An 18,789-nucleotide genomic window follows, 5' to 3' on the forward strand; every position below is an offset into this window, starting at 1 on the left:
CTATAGTAAGGAAATGCTCTCAAAACAGGTGTTACAACCTACTTTGCGAGTATTGAAAATTTAAAGGATGAAACATATAAAATGTAAATATATCTTCGTCTTAAACAAAGAAATGACCAGCCATTAAATGACTGGTCTTTCTTTTGTATTATTGATTTTTAATTGGTTCGTCAGCAGTTAACTCAATTTCTGCTAAACGATCAGTATAGTCATCCAAGTAATCAATTGACCAGTTTTTCACACGTTTATTTACTGGAATTAGTTCAGTTCTGAAGTATGTTGGTACTGTTACAGCGTCTTCATACATTGTTTCTTGCCATTTACGGAATGCTTTTGCACGATAATCATTATCCAATGCTTCTTTTGAATCGATTGCTTCTAATTGTTTTTCTAGCTCAGGTGTAGTCCAGCGAGCATAGTTAAATGAAGCTTTTTTAGAGTAAAGACCGATTGGAGATGGATCTGTACCTGTACCCCATGCAGCCATATACATATCGATATCTTTATCATCTGCTTTTACTTTATCGTAGAATGCGTTGAATTCGATTAGACGACCAGTTGTTAATTCTACTTTCAGGCCGACTTCTTTCCAGTTTTGAATATAATACTGAACGATTTTGTTATCTTTATCAGAACCAGCCATCCCTGCTAAGTTGATTGTTAATGGTTTACCGTCTTTATCTTCGCGGTAACCGTCATTATCCTTATCTTTGTATCCTGCATCATCTAAGATTTTTTTCGCTTTTTCTGGATCATATTTATACCCTTCTAAAGTATCATCATAGTATGCTGAGAATACTGGCGGAATTAGAGAGTTTCCGCGTGAACGTAAGCCTTCATAGTATTGTTCTGATACTGTTTCAACGTCCATGCCGTAAGCGATTGCTTTACGCAAGTTAGGATCTGAAAGTTTCGCGTTTTCATCTACTACAACTTCGCCTTTTTTAGAATCCCATTTACCTTGTTTAAAACCAATGTAAGAGTATGCTAGCTCTGGACGTCCTAATACTGTGATGTTTTTTAAATCCTTAATTGCACTGTAGTCATTTGCAGGGTAGTTTGGCGCTAACACGTCGAATTTACCTGTTTTAAGTGCTTCAGCAGCAGTCGCTGAAGAAACAGTAGAAATAACTACTTTGTCAATCTTCGGTTGACCTTTCCAGTAGTTCTTATTCGCAACCATTTCAACAGATTCGCCTTTAACGATTTTGTTGATAACAAATGCACCTAGTGTAACTGGGTTTTTACGTACAGCATCAGATTTTTGCAAATCTTTAATAGCTATATCTTTTAATTGGTGCTTAGGTGCTGCATAGCCCCAAAGGCCGTCTCCACCAGAGTAGATTGCCGGAGAAATTTTGTTAAATGAAATCTCAACAGTGTGATCATCAACTTTTTTGATACCAGAGATATCTTTTGCTTTGCCAGCATGGTATTCTTTTGCACCTACAATATTTTGGAAGTTAGCATCATAACGTACACCTGTATAATCTTTATTTCCGATAATTAAATACGGATAAATGACATCATCTGCAGTGAATGGCTCACCATCAGACCATTTTACATCCTTCTTGATTGTAATCGTTGCTTTTTTTGCTTTTTCATCAACGGATAATTTTCCAAGGCCACGGTCATCAAGTAAAAAATCTTCTTTTGTTGGGAACAATGTATTGGAAGTATATCTTAGGATTTCTTCGTCATATGCATCTTCATATAATTCATAAAGGAACATACCTTTAAACGGTCCATCAGATTGTAAACCAACCTTTAATGTACCACCTTTGATTGCTTCATCGTTGTTTTCAGGAGCAAGCGGGAACTTGCTTGTATCTACTTTTTCAGGTGTTTTGCCCCCTGAATCCTTGCCATTATCTTTGCTCGTGTCACCGTTGCCGCTACATGCTGCTAAAACAAGCATTAATGCTGCAAGAACAGTGAGTAATAATCTACTTCTCTTCTTCATCTAATTTCCTCCCTTAACCTAATCTTTGTTTTGAATCTGCTGCACGGCGTAATGCCTGTCCAACATAATTTATTGCCAGCATCAGTATTAAAATTAATAATGATGCGGGTAACCATACCCACCATCTATTGGAAATGACATCGGGATTGCTTGCATACCCTACAAGCGTACCTAAACTCGGCACATTTGGAGGCAAACCAAAGCCTAAATAAGATAGACCTGTTTCAATCCCTACATTTCCAGCTAAGTTTAAGACTAGTTCAACGATTAAAAGGGAGCTTATATTAGGTAGTATCCCTTTGAGCATGATTGAAAAATCTCTCGTACCCATTGTTTTTGATGCGTTGACATAGTCTCTTCGTGCTTCAGAAAGCACCTTACTCCGAATCAACCTCGCAGTACCTACCCAATAGAAGGCACTCAGTATAAGTACAAATGTAAATTGATTGTATTTTGGCACAATTGTAACGAAAACAATAATCAACATTAGCATTGGCAACGTGATAACGAAGTCTGTAACACGCATGATAATATTATCGATTAAGCCACCATAATATCCTGCTATCAGTCCAAGTAATACACCGATTACCATTGTAATAGCTGTAATGGAAAACGCGATAAATAAGGAGTTTCGAGTCCCAATTACCAATTGTCCCAGAACATCACTTCCGCCTTGGTCGGTACCAAGAAAGAAGCCTCCCTCGCCCGGTTCCATAAAGATCGTTCTTAAATTAATTTGCATTAATGCTTCTTTATCAACAAATGGTGCCCAAATAAATGCACCGAAAATAATAATAAGTAAAAATACTAAAGAAATCGTAGCTAGTTTATCTTTTAAAAACTCACGAAATACGACTTGAAAACCTGTTGCAGGCATACTTTCTTTAGCCTCAGTTATTGTGTGGTCTTGTACATTTACCATATCTTTTCACCTATCTTCCAACAATTTTTTACTCAATACGAATTCGAGGATCAACAATACTCATAATAATGTCCGATAAAAGACTCCCTAACAATGACAGGAAACCAAATAACATAACCAATGCTGTAATTACAGAGTAATCACGTTGTCCCAACGATTCTATAAAGAGCTGTCCCATACCTGGATAACCAAAAATTGTTTCAATAAAGATAGAGCCACCCAATAAACCAGTTATTGTAAAACCAAGAAATGCTGCAATCGGTAAAAGTGAGTTTCGGAAAATATGTTTTGAATAAATTTTCTTCATTGGCACACCTTTACTACGGGCTGTTTTTACATAATCTTGTGTTTTCGCATCAATGACCTCTGAACGGAGATATTGAATAACACTTGTCGTACCTAAAATAGCTCCGGTAAAGCCCGGTAAGATGAGATGATACAGCTTGCTCATGAAATAACCCCATGTGCCAGCGTCATATTTCACATCAACTGATCCACTTGTTGGGAACCAATCCAGTTTGTACCCGAAGAAGAAAAGAATGAGCAATCCAAGCACAAATGTTGGAATCGCATAAGTTACAAAGCTGTATAAGACTGTTCCTTTATCAAAAAGCGAATTTTGAAAGCGACCTGCATAAATACCAAGTGGAATTGCAATCAAATACACCAAGAGAACAGTAAATAATGAAAGCCAAAATGTATTTAGTGCACGTTCGCCAATTAAGCTTGATACACTATCTTTGAATGCGTAACTATCACCAAAATCACCATGGAAAGCATTGACAATCCAATGATAATATTGAACATACCAGGGATCGTTCAACCCCGCCTTTTCTCTCAATTCTTCGATAACATTAGGGTCGGTTTGCGGAGTAATCATACCAGTGAACGGATCACCTGGCATTAATTTTGCTAAACCAAAAATAAGTAGACTTAATACAAATAGTTGAGGAATCATGACAAGTACGCGACGTACAATTGTTTTCCACATACTACATTCCTCCTCTCTCTGCACCCATCATGGCAACCTTATGCGTTTGTGAGAGGTCCTTTAATGGGTACACTTTACCGTTTTCATCAAAATATTTATGTGAATCTGCTTTATAAGCTGCTTCGACTGCTCGGCGTTTTACTTTACGTTCGTCTCTTGTTTCTGGTTCTATGTTCGGAATAGCAGAAAGAAGACGATTTGTATAGACGTGTTGCGGGTTAGAGTAAATCTCTTTTCTCGTGCCGCTTTCTACGAATCTACCTTTATACATAATTGAGATATGGTCGCACATATGGCGGACAACCCCTAAATCATGAGAGATAAATAAGTAGCTAAGCCCGAATTCATTTTGAATATCTTTCATAAAGTTGAGTACTTGGGCTTGTACAGATAAGTCCAGTGCTGATACCGGTTCATCGGCAATTATCATTTTGGGATTGCAAGCGACAGCTCGTGCAATGCCTAGACGTTGTTTTTGACCACCTGAGAACTCATGTGGGTATTTAAGCAAGGCCTCTTCAGACATGCCGACAATTTCAAGCAATTCAATAATCCGGCGTTTTTCTTCTTGCGGGGATACCTTCATAAAATTCCTAATAGGCTCTGCTATAATTTCTTGAATTCTTTTTCTAGGGTTCATAGCAGAAGTAGAATCTTGGAAAATCATTTGGATATCGCGATTGTATGCGCTATTCCTTTTACGACGTTGATTGGTCACATTTTGACCCTCGTAAATAATTTGACCAGAAGTGATTTTTTCAAGACCAATGATAGCCTTTCCTGTTGTCGATTTCCCAGAACCAGATTCGCCAACAAGGCCGTATGTTTTACCCTTTTCAAATTCCATTGATACGCCATCGACCGCGTAAACATGGTCAACCACTGTATTGAAAAAACCTCCGCGAATTGGGTAATGTACATTTAAGTCTTTAATTTGCATGAAGCTCATGTTGCAGTCCTCCTTCTTGATGTTCAAAATGGAAGTCCTTCCAGCAAGTGCACCTTACAAAGTGATTCTTAGAAATTTCGTGCAGTGCTGGGTTCTCTTCATGCTTTGTTTCATCTATCCATGGCACACGGGGTGCAAATCGGCAACCCTTACGCGGCATTTTCGTCAATGTTGGCACCATACCTTGGATTACTTCTAATCGATCGTTGTCGCTGTCCGCTTGCGGTATCGAGTTTAATAATGACCTTGTATAAGGATGCAGTGGATTTCTAAATAACTCGGTTACTGTTGCTAATTCAACAATCTGACCAGCATACATAACAGCTACTCGATCTGCCACCTCTGCAACTACCCCTAAATCATGGGTGATGAGAACAATACCAGCATCTGTCTCTTCCTGCAAATCATTCAGCAAATCGAGAATCTGAGCCTGAATCGTTACATCTAATGCAGTAGTTGGTTCATCTGCAACCATAATTTTCGGTTTACATGCGATTGCAATTGCAATTACCACACGCTGTCTCATTCCTCCCGAAAGCTGGTGAGGGAATTGATTCGCTACGCGCGCTGGATTGGCAATGCCAACCTGATCCAACAGTTCTAATACACGTTCTTTCCGTTTATTATCATCAAGCTTCGTATGATATTTTAATGTTTCAGCAATCTGTTCACCGATTTTCATTAAAGGATTTAATGCTGCCAAAGGATCTTGGAAGATAAACCCAATATCGTTCCCTCGAATTTTATTAAGTTCATCTTCCTTAAACTCCACTAAGTTTTTTCCTTTATAGAGAATCTCACCAGTCACTTTTGTATTTCCTGGTGGATGAAGGCCGACGATTGAAGTAGCAAGTGTACTTTTCCCACAACCTGATTCTCCTACAATGGCTAACACTTCATTCTCCTTTAGTGTAAGCGATATATCTTCTACTGCATGATAATAATGATCTTTGATTCTAAAACTAGTATGTAAATTTTTTATATTTAAAATATCATTCTTCGATTTCATAATATATACTCCTTTCTAAATAGTAAGTAAGGAATGAAAATTCTAATAATTTATTTTAAAAAATGATGGGTTTCTACCCAGATATTTCGACAGTCTAAATTTCTTATTTTTACTAATATATCATATATTTCTAATTTGTCTATATATTTTTACAATTCGTTTACACTTTTTAAATTTAAGTTAAATTTATACCACATTACATTCATATGCTAACAACTTCTTTTCAATTCAGTTCTTCCAAACATCACTCCGATTTATATAACTATATTATTTAATACAACTAACTAAAATCAGAAATTCAATATGTATTCAAGAATCATATATTCTTTATAATTGAATAGTCCAAAATTTTTATTTAGTCAGATAACTTTTTTAATATTATAGCATAGGGATTTTATTTTAAAAACTACTTTTTAAAAATTCTTCCATATTCTCTTCTACTTTAAAGTGATAAATTTTCTTTTTTAAAAAAACACAAGCAAAGAAATACTTTGCTTGTGTTTAGATAATTATCGGATTTCTGCACCCGCTTCAGTTAGCTCTTTCAATACTTGGTCATGTGCGCCTACCACTTCTTCGTCTGTTAATGTACGCTCAGGCGTTTGGTACGTCAATGTAAAGGCAAGTGATTTTTTACCCGCCTCCATTTTATCTCCTTCGTACAAGTCAAACACATGGATATCTTTTAACAGATCTCCTCCTGCGCGTCGAATAATCTCTTCCAAATCTCCCGCTTTTGCCGCTGAATTAACAACTAATGCAATGTCGCGTGAAACGGATGGGAAACGTGGAACTGGTACATATTTTAACGGCTCAATGATTGTATAGAGAAGAGCCTCTATATTCAATTCGGCTACATAAGTTTCTTTAATGCCTTGTGCTTTTTGCTCAGATGGATGCATTTGTCCAAGGAAACCGATAGACTTGTTATCTAAAAGCACTTTTGCTGTACGTCCAGGATGCATTCCATCGATAACAGCAGTTTCTAAAGAAATTCTTCCTTCAATATCCAATTTTGCAAACATCGCTTCTAAAATTCCTTTTAGTACAAAGAAATCCACTTTTTTGTTTTCGCCTTGCCATTTATGGTTAATCCAATCGCCTGTTAAAGCAATGGCGATATGTTCCTCTTCATGTGGCAGGCCCTCTTCCGTTTGCCCTAAAAAGACTGAACCAATTTCATACAATGCCACGGTATCTTGTTGACGCGACACATTATACGTCACAGCCTCAATAAGATGTGGTAAGATGCTTTGCCGCAGAGTGCTTCTTTCCTCACTCATTGGCATTAATAAACGTGTTGTTTGCGCCGTTTCTATTGCATATTTTTGAGAAAGCTCATCAGATGTTAACGAATAAGTTAATGCTTGCTCAAGGCCAATACCTTGCATTAGATGGTGGACAATTCGTCTTTTCGCTTGGTAATGCGTTAATCCGCCCGATTTTCCTTCATCAACTGGAAGAGTAGCTGGAATTTCATCGTACCCATATAACCGAGCGATTTCTTCCACAACATCTTCTTCAATTTTAACGTCTTGACGTCGTGTTGGCACATCAATAAATAGAAGTCCATTTGCTGTTTCAACAGTGAATTTTAAACGTTTTAAAATAGAAACCATTTCATTTAGTGAAATTTTCATCCCTAAGCGTGCATTCACAAAGTCAGGAGACACCACGACACGTGTTGGTTCTTTTTCTAATTCATCAACCATTACAGTGCCTTCCAACACCTCGCCACCTGCTAGTTCTGCTAACAATTGTGCTGCACGTTCAGCTGCTGGGATGACACGATTTGGATCAATACCTTTTTCATATCGAGCACTTGCTTCACTTCTTAACCCAAGTGATTTTGCTGTTTGACGGATTGATTGACCTTCAAAATATGCAGATTCAATAACAACGGTTGTTGTAGTATCAGTTACTTCAGAATCTAAACCGCCCATAACACCTGCGACTGCTACAGCTTCTTTACCATTGGTAATGACTAAGTTCTCGTTTGTTAATTCGCGTTCTTGGCCATCAAGTGTTGTAATTTTTTCACCATCGTTTGCTAAGCGAACAAGAATTTCACCTGTGCCAAGTGCATCATAGTCAAATGCGTGAAGTGGTTGGCCATATTCCATTAACACATAGTTTGTAATATCTACTACATTATTTAATGGACGTACGCCTGCTGCCATTAAACGTTCTTGAAGCCATAATGGTGATTCGCCAACTTTGACGTTCTTCACTACTTTTGCAGTATACATAGGATTTTGCTCTTTCGCTTCAACGCTTACCTTTAAAACATCGGAAGCTTTTTCATTAGAAGCTGTGTATGTCGGCTCCGGCAGATTGATTTCTTCTGATAGGATAGCAGCCACTTCATAAGCAACCCCAAGCATGCTCATGGCGTCAGAACGGTTTGGTGTAAGACCTAATTCTAGTACGACATCATCCAGGCTTAACGCTTCGATTGCATCCATGCCAACTGGCGTGTCTTCAGGCAATACAAATATCCCATCTGCGTATTTTTTCGGTACTACTTTGCTGTCCATTCCTAACTCTTGCAATGAGCAAATCATACCGTTGGACACTTCGCCGCGAAGCTTACCTTTTTTGATTTTCTTGCCGCCGACATAGCCATTTGGACGAACTGCTACAATTTTTTGACCTTCTTCTACATTAGGTGCCCCGCAGACAATCTGTGATAATTCAATCTCACCGAAGTCTACTTGGCAAATATTTAAATGGTCAGAATCTGGGTGTTTTACTTTCTCTTTAATTTCTCCCACCATCAGTTTTTTTAAGCCCTCTGATAAATGGTGGACACCTTCTACTTCAATCCCTGAACGGGTAATTTTCTCTGCTATTTCTTCTGGACTTAACTCCTGAAGGTTCACATATTGTGATAGCCATTTTAGTGATACATACATCTCTCTCGTCTTCCTCCTTACTCTTCCACGCGATGGAATTGTGATAAAAAGCGTACATCATTTGTATAGAAATGGCGTATATCATCTACACCGTATTTCAGCATGGCAATACGCTCTGGTCCCATACCAAAAGCAAATCCTGATACTTTTTTCGGATCATAACCTGCCATAGTTAATACATTAGGATGGACCATACCTGCTCCAAGGATTTCAATCCAGCCCGTATGTTTGCAGACATTACAACCCTCTCCTCCACATTTAAAACAAGAGATATCCATCTCAACTGATGGCTCTGTGAAAGGGAAGAAGCTTGGACGCAAACGAATCTCACGGTCGTCGCCAAACATTTTCTTTGCAAAAAGATCTAATGTACCTTTTAAATCGCTCATCCGGATATTTTCGCCAACCACTAGGCCTTCGATCTGAGTAAACTGGTGTGAATGTGTTGCATCATCATTATCGCGTCGGAAAACCTTCCCTGGACAAATGATTTTAATTGATTCACCTTTTTTCGCTTCCATTGTACGAGCTTGCACAGGTGATGTATGTGTACGAAGAAGGATTTCTTCAGATATATAGAAAGTATCTTGCATATCTCTTGCAGGATGACCTTTTGGCAAGTTGAGCGCCTCAAAGTTGTAGTAATCTTTCTCCACTTCTGGCCCTTCTGCCACTTCATATCCCATAGAGATAAATAGATCTTCAATTTCTTCAATCACACGTGTTAAAGGATGAGCTCCACCAACTTTAACTGGGCGTCCTGGCAATGTAATATCAATTGCTTCCTTCGCTAACTGCTCATTGATCGCCACTTCTTCTAGTTCCACTTTACGAGCATCTAGCGCTTGCTGTACTTCTGCACGCACCTCATTGACTAAAGCGCCCATTTTTGGACGTTCATCTGCAGGTAGTTTTCCCATCCCTTTTGATAACTCTGTGATGGGACCTTTTTTCCCTAGAAATGCTACACGCACTTCATTTAATTGTTTCATGTCCTCAGCAGCCGAAACCTTGCTTAATGCTTCTTCTTTTAGCTGAGTTAATTGTTCTAGCATTGCCAAATTAATTCCTCCTTCCAAAAATAAAAAAACCCCGCCCCTAAAAAGGGACGAGGAATACTTCGCGATACCACCCTAGTTATTGCAGATGTGCCAGTTGGGACACCATGCAACCACTTCATTGATTTAACGGTTATTCACCGGCTCACCTTTACAGCATATTGCTGGTCCTGGCGGCTGCTAACGGGGTGAACTTCCATTTAACTTGCATTGCACATGCTTCCAGTCACAGGCATGCACTCCCTAAAATGCTTGTAAAATGTACTCTTCCCGATCTTTGCATTTTTTATTATCCTTATACAGATTCATTATAATCAATCCACTACATGACATCAAGAAATTCTTTTTATGCGAACAATCACACACATATTTATGGATTTTCCATTCGTTTAGGTAGCGAAATAATACAGTACGATACCCGTCGCAACAGCTACATTTAAAGATTCAGCTTGACCCAGTATAGGGATTATGACATTTTTATCCGTTTTAGCCAACAAATCTTCATGTATGCCTGCACCTTCATTGCCCATAATTAAAGCAAATTTGCCTTCTTTTTTTACCTCATGATATAAAACAGCATTTTGTAATGCAGTTCCATAAACCGGAATTCCTTTCTCCTTCGAGGTATCAATCCATTCTGTTAAATCACCAGTGATAACAGGGATATGAAAAATGGAGCCTTGTGTAGAGCGGACAGTCTTTGGATTATAAGGATCTGCTGTACCCTTGCCTAAAATTACAGCATCAATGCCAGCAGCGTCCGCAGTACGGATCATAGTGCCCACATTGCCTGGATCTTGCACGGCATCAATTAGCAACAATTTGGTCCAGCTAGCTTTTTCTGAATCTTGTGTACTCGGTTTTTTCACATGAGCGAAGATACCTTGGGAATGTTCAGTTTCCGAAAATTCTGCTGCTACCTGCGGAGTTACTTCCACAATAAAAAGCTGATCCAGATTCCAATGGGAAGGAATTTCAACATCTTCTCGGATGATTAGGTTTAATATATCTACATTACTTTTCAAAGCTTCTTCAATCAAATGGAAACCTTCTATTATAAATTCACCTGAACGATCACGCTCTTTACGTGTTGTCGTTAGCTTCTTCCAATACTTCACAAGTGAATTTTGGGGAGATTCTATTCTTTTCATCATTCTTTCCGCCTTTACCTCTGTTAATACTTCGTAATCATTACTCTCTTTCAGTTTAACAAAAGTATGTATAACAATCGAGTAAATGGCAAAAATATTGTCAGGAGGGATGCCGAATGAATTTCCAAATACGCGATGCCATTAAGCATAATGTGACAGGAAACAGCCCAGACGAATTAAAAAATATTGTGGAAGATGCGATTAAACGCGGTGAAGAACATTTACTTCCAGGTCTTGGCGTATTCTTTGAAACATGGTGGCAGCAAGCTGATAAAAAAGAACAAGATTCTTTCATGAACGAACTTTCAAGAGCTTTCGCTTAAACCAAAAAGTAGCACTTCTTCCATAAGAAGCTGCTACTTTTTCTATCGTACGAGAAAGATTTTCTATTATTGCTTAATCGGCTAATATAGAGACAAGCAGTGCTTTTTGAGCATGAAGACGATTTTCTGCTTGCTGGTAGATAACAGAATGGCTGCTATCAATAATAGACGAAGTCACTTCTTCTTCGCGATGTGCAGGCAAACAATGCATAAATATATAATCGGATTTAGCATGTGCAACAAGTGCATCATTTATTTGGAATTCCTTAAAATCTTGCAGGCGTTTCTCGCATTCATCTTCTTGCCCCATTGAAGTCCAAACATCGGTATAGATGATATCAGCATTTGATGCCGCTTCAATCGGATCAAACGTATGCAGAATGGTACAATCATTTGCTGATGCAATGTTTTTGGCCTCGTTCATGATATCTTGGTTAGGTTCATACCCTTTTGGTGTAGCAATAGCTAAATCCATCCCAACATGTGCGCAGGCATTCATTAATGAGTGGACAACATTATTACCATCGCCTATGTAGGCAAGTTTAAGTCCTTTGAATGTCCCTTTCACTTCATAAATTGTCTCCAAATCAGCTAATGCTTGGCAAGGATGAGCAAGGTCTGTAAGTCCATTAATAACAGGAATGGATGCATGTTTTGCAAGCTCAACTACTTTCTCATGAGAATTTGCCCGAATCATGATGCCTTCTAAATAGCCTGAGAGAACAAGACCTGTATCTGAAATCGACTCACCACGACCAAGTTGAAGATCGTTTGCATTCATATACATACTTTTTCCGCCAAGCTGATTCATCGCTACCTCAAAGGAAACACGGGTACGCGTCGAGCTTTTTTCGAAAATCATCCCTAGCGTTTTGCCTTCTAATAACGGAGGACAAGCGCCTTCTTTTGTTGCTTTTTTCAGCTTAACGGCCAGCTCTATAAGCTGGCTTACTTCTAAACTTGTGCAATCCCCTAAATCCAACAAATCTTTACCTTTCAACGACGTGACTGTTCTCAATTGACTCTTATCCAGCAATTTCATCTGTACATCCCCTTCCAACTATTTGGTTATTGTCTATTGTATATATGTATAATTATAAATTCAAGTGTATTTTTATGATATTTTAAACATACAAAAAAGGAAGCCAATAAGTTTTGACTTCCCTTTTCAGAATGACTAATCAAAAATAATGTTATTCACAGTCTCGCGATCTAGTTTTTTGATGACTTCTATGATTAATTTTACTGTGTTGTCAAAATCATCACGGTGTAAGATTCCTGCATGCGAGTGAATATATCGTGTAGCAATTCCAATAGATAAAGCTGGCACACCATTTGCTGTTAAATGTATAGAACCTGCATCTGTACCTCCACCAGGAATTGCTTCATATTGATAAGGAATATTATTTTCTTTAGCTGTATCGACAACCAAGTCTCTTAAACCTCTATGAGCAACCATAGACGCATCATAAATAATGATTTGTGGTCCGTCACCCATTTTGCTGTTTGATTCTTTTGGCGTTACTCCTGGTGTATCTCCTGCAATGCCGACATCGACTGCAAAACCGATATCCGGGTTAATTTTATGTGTAGCTGTTTTTGCACCACGTAGTCCTACTTCTTCTTGCACTACGCCGCAGCTGTAGACGATGTTTGGATGTTGTTCATCTTTTAATCCTTTTAATACCTCAATAGCAATCGCACAACCAATGCGATTATCCCACGCTTTTGCAAGTAAGTGTTTTTCATTTTTCATGACAGTAAATTCAAAGTATGGCGTTACCATATCGCCTGGACGTACTCCCCATGATTCCGCTTCTTCCTTAGAAGATGCACCGATATCAATAAACATATCTTTAATTTCATAAGGTTGCTTACGTGCTGATGCCGGCAAGATATGCGGAGGTTTTGAACCGATAACACCCACAATTGTTTCACCTTTACGTGTTACGATTTGGACACGCTGAGCAAGCATTACTTGCGACCACCAGCCGCCAACCGTTTGGAATTTCAAAAATCCCTTGTCATCAATTTGCGTGATCATAAAGCCGATTTCATCTAAATGCCCTGCAAGCATAATTTTCGGTCCATCTGGATTTCCGACTTTTTCTGCAATCACGCTGCCAAGATTGTCATTCTCCACTTTATCTGCATATGGCTTCAAGTACTTTGTCATAACATCGCGTGCTTCTTTTTCGTTACCCGCAATACCGCGTGCATCTGTTAATTCTTTAAACATCGTTAAAGTTTCATCTAATACAACCACTATTTCGCCCCCCTAAGTATCAATACTTATTCATTATAATGCTAACAGTGGTAATTTTCAAAATAAAATTAAAACTTGCCTGAAGAACCAAATCCTTTTTGGGAACGGTCTGACTGAGAAACTTCTTTTACTTCTTCAAGATTCACAGCTAATACTGGTGCAATTACCATTTGAGCGATTCGCATATGCTTTTCTACTAAGAAATCCTCTTGTCCATGATTAATTAATATAATTTTGATTTCGCCTCTATATCCTTCATCGATTGTACCAGGGCTATTTAGCACCGTTACGGAATGCTTTAATGCTAAGCCGCTTCTAGGTCGTATTTGTGCTTCTGTCCCCATAGGCAATTCAATGATAATACCAGTTGGTATTAACGCAGATTCACCCGCTTTGATCACGGTATCTTCCACAGCAAATAAATCTAAACCTGCGTCCCCAGGATTGGCGCGATATGGTATTTTGGCATCTTTATGTATGCGTTGTATTTTTAATGTTAATGAATAATCCATCTTTTTTAACCTGCCTTTTATAAATATTTCTTCTCCATCGTATCGAAAAAGAAATCAATTGAAAAGAAATAACATTATACTAATATCGATAATTGCTAAAACTGTAAAACCGATAACAAAATGAATTCTTCGCGATTTATGATGAAATACCATCATGCCTAGCCATGTTCCAACAGCACCACCTATCAAGGCAATAAACCATAACCTTTTTTCAGGGATACGCCATCGCTTATAAATTGCCTTTCTTTTATCCACCCCCATTGTGACAAAACCAATGAATGAGATAACAATAAAATAGATTATATAATAGGTAGATTTCAAAATAGAGTTCTCCCTTATGTGATATTTATAAAAATAAAAACGCCATTCAATCTATTGCTGAATGGCGTGTTTTGGAATCAATTATTTTGTTTCCTGTACATACGATTTGTTGGCTGTTAAGTATTGGCCTGAAGTAGTTTTCAATCGTGGTGTACCATTTTTATCAAATGCGATTCCGGCAATATCAAGGACCGTGCCTTTTTTGATAGTTTTAACAGTTGTAGCTGATGAGAATACTGTACTGTTGTATAAAGTTGCAGAGGCTTTTGTTACAATCACTTTCTCAGGTGTTTTAGTGAAGTAATTGTCAACTGTTGAGATTGTTTTTATCACATATGCTTTATTTGCAGTGATATATGTGCCTTTGCTAGTTTTTAATCTAGGTGTGCCGCCTGCTGTATATTCAACATCTGTAATGTTTACAACATCACCTTTATCATAGCTACCTGTTTTTGTATCACTGTTAAATGTCGTGCTATTATAGTGTGTTACATTATCTTTTTGGATAACTACTTTTTCTGGTGCTTCTGTATAGTAATTGTCAATTGAAGATATAACCTTTTTAACATACTGTTTGTTAGCTGTAATATACGTGTCATTAGCTGTTCTTAATCTTGGTGTGCCGCCTGCTGTATATTCAACACCTGTAATATCAATCAATGTATTTTTAGGTAATGTTCTCAACTTGTTTAAAGAAGTAAAGTTTGTGGTACTATAAGTACTAGCGCCACTAGCTTTAGAAACAACAATTTTTGCAGGTGGTGTTGTATAAAAATCACTAATATTTGAAACTACTTTTGTTACATATTTTCGATTTGCAGTAATGTACTTGCCATCTGTTGTTTGAAGGCGTGGCGTTCCACTCTTCGTATATTTTACAGCTTTAGTAGATAGAATTGTGTTTGCTTTTACTGTTTTAACTTTTGTAGATGAAGAAAAGTTCACACTGTTATAAAGGGTTGCAGAGCTCTTTTTCACTACAATTTTTTTAGGGTTTGTACGATAATAGCTTGAAGTTCCTGCTAAAGTGATATCAGGTTTGAAGAAAGTTTCTAGCGTCTTGCCATCTTTCAGCTTATTCAAATCCACATTTCCAGCAATACCCAAAACATTCCCTTGGCTAGTATACTGCCAAAGATCATAATCTTCCACTGTTGGCTTTTCCCAATTCTCAGCTACATCATCATTGTTACCGTAGCGTGCAATCCATAGGAAATCTCTGTTTTTTACGTTTTGCAAACCATATTGTTTATAGTAAGCGTCACCTGTATAAAGACCTACAGGTTTATTGCTAATGGCTTTTAGTTTGTTTATGAAAGCTGTTGTATTTGCGACAATATCGCTTCTTGTGAAACCACTATCAGTAGCTTCTACATCAACTACATAGAATTTTGTTTGCTTGCTAGCTCTTGTATAAAAATTAACGGCTTCTTCTTCAGCTTGCGCTTTATTTGTGTAACGCGCATAACCATATACGCCGAATGGAATTCCGTGTTCTTGTGCTGATTTTTCATAGCTCTTATGATATGAATCTTCTAAACTACCGTCTTGAGTACGGATAATGACAAAATCCAAATCCTTACTTGCTTGACTCCAATTAATATTTCCTTGCCATTTCGATATATCTGCGATGACAGGTTCTTTAGCTAATGCGACATTTGTACCTACTAAACAAAATATAGCTACTGCCATTAGCATAACTATATTTTTAAGAATCCTCATTCCTATTCCTCCTAGTATTAGTAATATTACTAAATATTGACCTTACTAAGGATAGCAAAATTTTAGTAGAATTAACAGGTAATATTTTTATCAATATTGTTACAAAACTTACAATTACGTCTCATTTAAATATAAAAATTATGCTTATCTTGTAAAATAAGAATACAATTTGAACTAGTTATAGTATTTTTTTTAGATAAATTTAACCTGGATGTTTGTTTACAATATTTTTTTACAATAGTACTTTACAATTATAGGCCATCTCATCTAGTAGTTGATGCGTTACATATGTATAATGCTATCGTTCGACATTTCGTTCATTTTAAATTAGGAATGATTTCTTAATATAAAAAAGCGAGATATCGTAGAAACGAAATCTTGCCTTTTAAATGTCCTTATAAGATAGCTATATTTTATTTTTCGCCAAAGCTCCCTGAAAATTGTTTTACCGCTGCTTTAACTTCTTCTAGTTTTTCAGGTTTTAATAGAGCAATCATTTTCGGAATGAATTCTTGAATATCTTCTTGTGAAAATGTTCCCTCATCTTGTTTTTTGAAATTTTCTAAAAGAATTTCTCTTGCTTCCTCTTCTTTTCCCTCTTGAACTCGTTGTAAAATAAAGCGCAAAAACATTTCTTGACCTTGTTTATCCATCTTAACTCTCCTTAATAAAGTTAATTTTCAGACCTTTAATGATCTTCTTCCATTATATCATCAAACCAAACAGGGGAATACTTGTTTGTTTAACAGTTAGTAGCTTTACTATTCAATCTAAAAAATCAAGGGCCGAAGCATCAGCCCTTAATTGAGTAGCATTTAATTATGCCTTAACAGTAACGTTCAATTGTTGTGCAGGTCCGAAGAATTCAAAGTGAATTTGTGATTCCTTGAAGCCTAATGCATACAACTGGTTGATAATAGCTTCCATAAATACAGCTGGACCACACACATATACATCATTTTCAAGACTCACATTTTCTTGTAAGAATTCTTTTGTGATATAGCCTACTTCATCTGTATTTAATGCGATATAACTTGCATTTGACATTTTCGCAATATTTTCTTGGATCTCGTTATCAAATACATGCAAGTTAGAAGTACGAGCGCTATGAATCAATGTTGTTGTTCTGTTTGCATCAAGTGCTGCTAATGTGTCGAACATTGCCATTAGAGGTGTAATGCCCACGCCGCCTGCGATAAATGTTACTGGCGCTTTAGAAGCTAAATCTAATTGGAAGTCGCCAGCTGGTGCGCTTACTTGGATGCGGTCTCCTACTTTAGCTTGGTTGTGCAAGTATAGAGACACTTTACCTTCTGGGTCATTAATGTCTTCCCGTTTTACTGAGATACGGAATGCTTCGTTATTTGAAGCTCTAGATAAGCTATATTGACGATTGTGAGTAAATTCATCACCAGGGATTGTTACTTGGACTGTGATATATTGACCTGGTTGATATTCTGGCAATACTTTACCATCTACTGGTTTTAGGTAGAATGATGTAATTTCTTCATTCTCTACTACTTTATTAGCGATTTCGAATTCTTTAAAGAATCTCCAACCACCTTGTTGTTTTTCAGCTTCTTGGTACATTTCTTCTTCTACAGAGATGAATGCATCTGCGATGACGCCGTATGCTTCTGCCCATGCATTAATGATATCATCTGTTGCTGCATCACCTAACACTTCTTTAATTGCACCTAGTAAATGTTCGCCAACAATTGGATAATGTTCTGGTTTAATACCTAAACTTCTGTGTTTATGTGCAATTTGTTTAACAACCGGCATAATAGCACCAAGATTTTCAATGTGTACAGCAGCTGCATACACTGTGTTTGCTAGTGCTGCTTGTTGACGTCCTTTTGCTTGGTTTGCATGGTTGAAAATATTTAATAATTCAGGATGTGCTGCGAACATATTTTTATAGAAGGTTTTTGTAATATTATTTCCGTGTACTTCTAATACTGGTGCAGTTGATTTTACAATATCCATAGTTTGTTGTGATAACATATCAAACACTCCTTTTCTTTTAACAACTCAAAGATACACCTATCTAATTCTTAAAGCAATATTATAAATACATCTTTAACAAAAAAGACATATTTCAAATATATCTTTTAAAAAAGATGAATTCAGTCTAACATGGTATAATGGATATATAGAAATGGTGGTGATCCTCATGCGATTAACTTTGTATACTGATTACTCTTTACGTGTCCTCCTCTACCTCGGTGCGATGGATGCAGAAAAATTAGCCACAATCAAAGAAATATCAGAAGCCTATGGCATATCAAAAAATCACTTAATGAAAGTGACACATGAGCTGGGCAAACTTGGATATATAGAAACAATAAGAGGCCGCGGCGGCGGTATTCGTCTTGCATTAAAACCAGAAGAAATTGTACTAGGCAAAGTGATTCGGGAAACAGAAGAAGATCTCTATTTAGTCGATTGCTTCAACCCGGAATCCGTTGGGTGTATCATTTCACCTGTATGCAGCTTAAAGGGCGCACTAAATAAAGCCCTCCATGCATATATGTCGGTCTTGGATGAATATACATTAGCCGATTTTCTTCATTCAAAAGAGGAAATCGCTGCTATATTGTTTAATGATTAGCTCAATATATAATAAAAAAACCTTTCGTTTGGACAAGAACGAAGGTTTTTTATTATCAAAAAAAGGCACAAAA

Annotated in this window: 17 protein-coding genes and 1 other annotated feature; of the genes, 2 read left to right on the forward strand and 15 right to left on the reverse strand. The window is 37.3% G+C overall.

Annotated features, from left to right (window positions below):
* Positions 1–148: 148 nt before the first annotated feature.
* The 8 genes from F0527_RS10455 to F0527_RS10490 all read right to left on the reverse strand — a co-directional run bounded on the left by F0527_RS10455 (position 149) and on the right by F0527_RS10490 (position 10,958).
* Positions 149–1,963: an oligopeptide ABC transporter substrate-binding protein gene (locus F0527_RS10455; protein ID WP_150284770.1), complete on the reverse strand. Its 1,815-nt coding sequence runs from the start codon at positions 1,961–1,963 to the stop codon at positions 149–151.
* A 13-nt stretch (positions 1,964–1,976) separates the two neighbouring features.
* Positions 1,977–2,885 carry an ABC transporter permease gene (locus tag F0527_RS10460; RefSeq protein WP_150284771.1) on the reverse strand — a complete coding sequence of 303 codons (909 nt, stop codon included), beginning with the start codon at positions 2,883–2,885 and terminating at the stop codon, positions 1,977–1,979.
* 28 nt (positions 2,886–2,913) lie between these two features.
* The gene (gene opp4B / locus F0527_RS10465; protein ID WP_066788732.1) at positions 2,914–3,876 is read right to left on the reverse strand and encodes an oligopeptide ABC transporter permease; all 963 of its coding nucleotides are present in this window, start codon (positions 3,874–3,876) and stop codon (positions 2,914–2,916) included.
* Between the two features lies 1 nt (position 3,877).
* Entirely contained in the window at positions 3,878–4,825 is a 948-nt protein-coding gene (locus F0527_RS10470) for an ATP-binding cassette domain-containing protein (protein ID WP_150284772.1), read from the reverse strand.
* Complete coding sequence (locus tag F0527_RS10475) at positions 4,806–5,834, reverse strand: ABC transporter ATP-binding protein (protein WP_150284773.1); 1,029 nt, start codon at positions 5,832–5,834, stop codon at positions 4,806–4,808. The genes F0527_RS10470 and F0527_RS10475 overlap by 20 nt, the downstream gene beginning before the upstream one ends.
* A gap of 509 nt (positions 5,835–6,343) precedes the next feature.
* A complete protein-coding gene (pheT, locus tag F0527_RS10480) occupies positions 6,344–8,749 on the reverse strand; it encodes a phenylalanine--tRNA ligase subunit beta (RefSeq protein ID WP_150284774.1) in 2,406 nt (801 codons plus the stop codon).
* A gap of 17 nt (positions 8,750–8,766) precedes the next feature.
* Positions 8,767–9,804, reverse strand: a complete 1,038-nt coding sequence (pheS, locus tag F0527_RS10485; protein WP_066791894.1) for a phenylalanine--tRNA ligase subunit alpha — start codon at positions 9,802–9,804, stop codon at positions 8,767–8,769.
* A 46-nt stretch (positions 9,805–9,850) separates the two neighbouring features.
* Positions 9,851–10,094, reverse strand: a binding site (T-box leader).
* 102 nt (positions 10,095–10,196) lie between these two features.
* Positions 10,197–10,958 carry a TrmH family RNA methyltransferase gene (locus tag F0527_RS10490; protein WP_147196129.1) on the reverse strand — a complete coding sequence of 254 codons (762 nt, stop codon included), beginning with the start codon at positions 10,956–10,958 and terminating at the stop codon, positions 10,197–10,199.
* Between the two features lie 116 nt (positions 10,959–11,074).
* On the opposite strand from F0527_RS10490, the gene sspI reads away from it, so the two are divergent.
* Positions 11,075–11,281 (forward strand): small acid-soluble spore protein SspI, encoded by a 207-nt coding sequence (gene sspI / locus F0527_RS10495; RefSeq protein WP_066788746.1) that lies wholly within the window; start codon positions 11,075–11,077, stop codon positions 11,279–11,281.
* A 73-nt stretch (positions 11,282–11,354) separates the two neighbouring features.
* Here sspI and argF read toward each other — a convergent pair whose 3' ends face one another.
* The 7 genes from argF to hmpA form a co-directional block, all read right to left on the reverse strand.
* Positions 11,355–12,323: an ornithine carbamoyltransferase gene (gene argF / locus F0527_RS10500; protein WP_150284775.1), complete on the reverse strand. Its 969-nt coding sequence runs from the start codon at positions 12,321–12,323 to the stop codon at positions 11,355–11,357.
* A gap of 135 nt (positions 12,324–12,458) precedes the next feature.
* Positions 12,459–13,547: a M42 family metallopeptidase gene (locus F0527_RS10505; RefSeq protein WP_150284776.1), complete on the reverse strand. Its 1,089-nt coding sequence runs from the start codon at positions 13,545–13,547 to the stop codon at positions 12,459–12,461.
* Positions 13,548–13,615: 68 nt separating this feature from the next.
* Positions 13,616–14,059, reverse strand: coding sequence for a dUTP diphosphatase (gene dut, locus F0527_RS10510; protein ID WP_066788752.1), 444 nt, complete (start codon positions 14,057–14,059; stop codon positions 13,616–13,618).
* Positions 14,060–14,113: 54 nt separating this feature from the next.
* The gene (locus tag F0527_RS10515; protein WP_223823558.1) at positions 14,114–14,380 is read right to left on the reverse strand and encodes a DUF1294 domain-containing protein; all 267 of its coding nucleotides are present in this window, start codon (positions 14,378–14,380) and stop codon (positions 14,114–14,116) included.
* A gap of 81 nt (positions 14,381–14,461) precedes the next feature.
* Positions 14,462–16,102 carry a DUF5776 domain-containing protein gene (locus F0527_RS10520; RefSeq protein WP_150284777.1) on the reverse strand — a complete coding sequence of 547 codons (1,641 nt, stop codon included), beginning with the start codon at positions 16,100–16,102 and terminating at the stop codon, positions 14,462–14,464.
* A gap of 413 nt (positions 16,103–16,515) precedes the next feature.
* On the reverse strand, positions 16,516–16,755 hold the full coding sequence (locus F0527_RS10525; RefSeq protein WP_147195933.1) for a hypothetical protein: 240 nt from the start codon (positions 16,753–16,755) through the stop codon (positions 16,516–16,518).
* A 166-nt stretch (positions 16,756–16,921) separates the two neighbouring features.
* The gene (gene hmpA / locus F0527_RS10530; protein ID WP_150284778.1) at positions 16,922–18,109 is read right to left on the reverse strand and encodes an NO-inducible flavohemoprotein; all 1,188 of its coding nucleotides are present in this window, start codon (positions 18,107–18,109) and stop codon (positions 16,922–16,924) included.
* Between the two features lie 169 nt (positions 18,110–18,278).
* On the opposite strand from hmpA, the gene F0527_RS10535 reads away from it, so the two are divergent.
* Positions 18,279–18,716 (forward strand): RrF2 family transcriptional regulator, encoded by a 438-nt coding sequence (locus F0527_RS10535; protein WP_066788764.1) that lies wholly within the window; start codon positions 18,279–18,281, stop codon positions 18,714–18,716.
* Positions 18,717–18,789: the final 73 nt, after the last annotated feature.

Origin of the sequence: Rummeliibacillus sp. TYF-LIM-RU47 (assembly GCF_008638315.1) — a bacterium.
In the GTDB taxonomy this organism is placed as follows: domain Bacteria; phylum Bacillota; class Bacilli; order Bacillales_A; family Planococcaceae; genus Rummeliibacillus; species Rummeliibacillus stabekisii.

Coding starts and splice junctions, on each gene's coding strand:
- F0527_RS10455 (WP_150284770.1), bottom strand. CDS start 1,963: ATGAAGAAGAGAAGTAGATTATTACTCACTGTTCTTGCAGCATTAATG.
- F0527_RS10460 (WP_150284771.1), bottom strand. CDS start 2,885: ATGGTAAATGTACAAGACCACACAATAACTGAGGCTAAAGAAAGTATG.
- opp4B (WP_066788732.1), bottom strand. CDS start 3,876: ATGTGGAAAACAATTGTACGTCGCGTACTTGTCATGATTCCTCAACTA.
- F0527_RS10470 (WP_150284772.1), bottom strand. CDS start 4,825: ATGAGCTTCATGCAAATTAAAGACTTAAATGTACATTACCCAATTCGC.
- F0527_RS10475 (WP_150284773.1), bottom strand. CDS start 5,834: ATGAAATCGAAGAATGATATTTTAAATATAAAAAATTTACATACTAGT.
- pheT (WP_150284774.1), bottom strand. CDS start 8,749: ATGTATGTATCACTAAAATGGCTATCACAATATGTGAACCTTCAGGAG.
- pheS (WP_066791894.1), bottom strand. CDS start 9,804: ATGCTAGAACAATTAACTCAGCTAAAAGAAGAAGCATTAAGCAAGGTT.
- F0527_RS10490 (WP_147196129.1), bottom strand. CDS start 10,958: ATGAAAAGAATAGAATCTCCCCAAAATTCACTTGTGAAGTATTGGAAG.
- sspI (WP_066788746.1), top strand. CDS start 11,075: ATGAATTTCCAAATACGCGATGCCATTAAGCATAATGTGACAGGAAAC.
- argF (WP_150284775.1), bottom strand. CDS start 12,323: ATGAAATTGCTGGATAAGAGTCAATTGAGAACAGTCACGTCGTTGAAA.
- dut (WP_066788752.1), bottom strand. CDS start 14,059: ATGGATTATTCATTAACATTAAAAATACAACGCATACATAAAGATGCC.
- F0527_RS10520 (WP_150284777.1), bottom strand. CDS start 16,102: ATGAGGATTCTTAAAAATATAGTTATGCTAATGGCAGTAGCTATATTT.
- F0527_RS10525 (WP_147195933.1), bottom strand. CDS start 16,755: ATGGATAAACAAGGTCAAGAAATGTTTTTGCGCTTTATTTTACAACGA.
- hmpA (WP_150284778.1), bottom strand. CDS start 18,109: ATGTTATCACAACAAACTATGGATATTGTAAAATCAACTGCACCAGTA.
- F0527_RS10535 (WP_066788764.1), top strand. CDS start 18,279: ATGCGATTAACTTTGTATACTGATTACTCTTTACGTGTCCTCCTCTAC.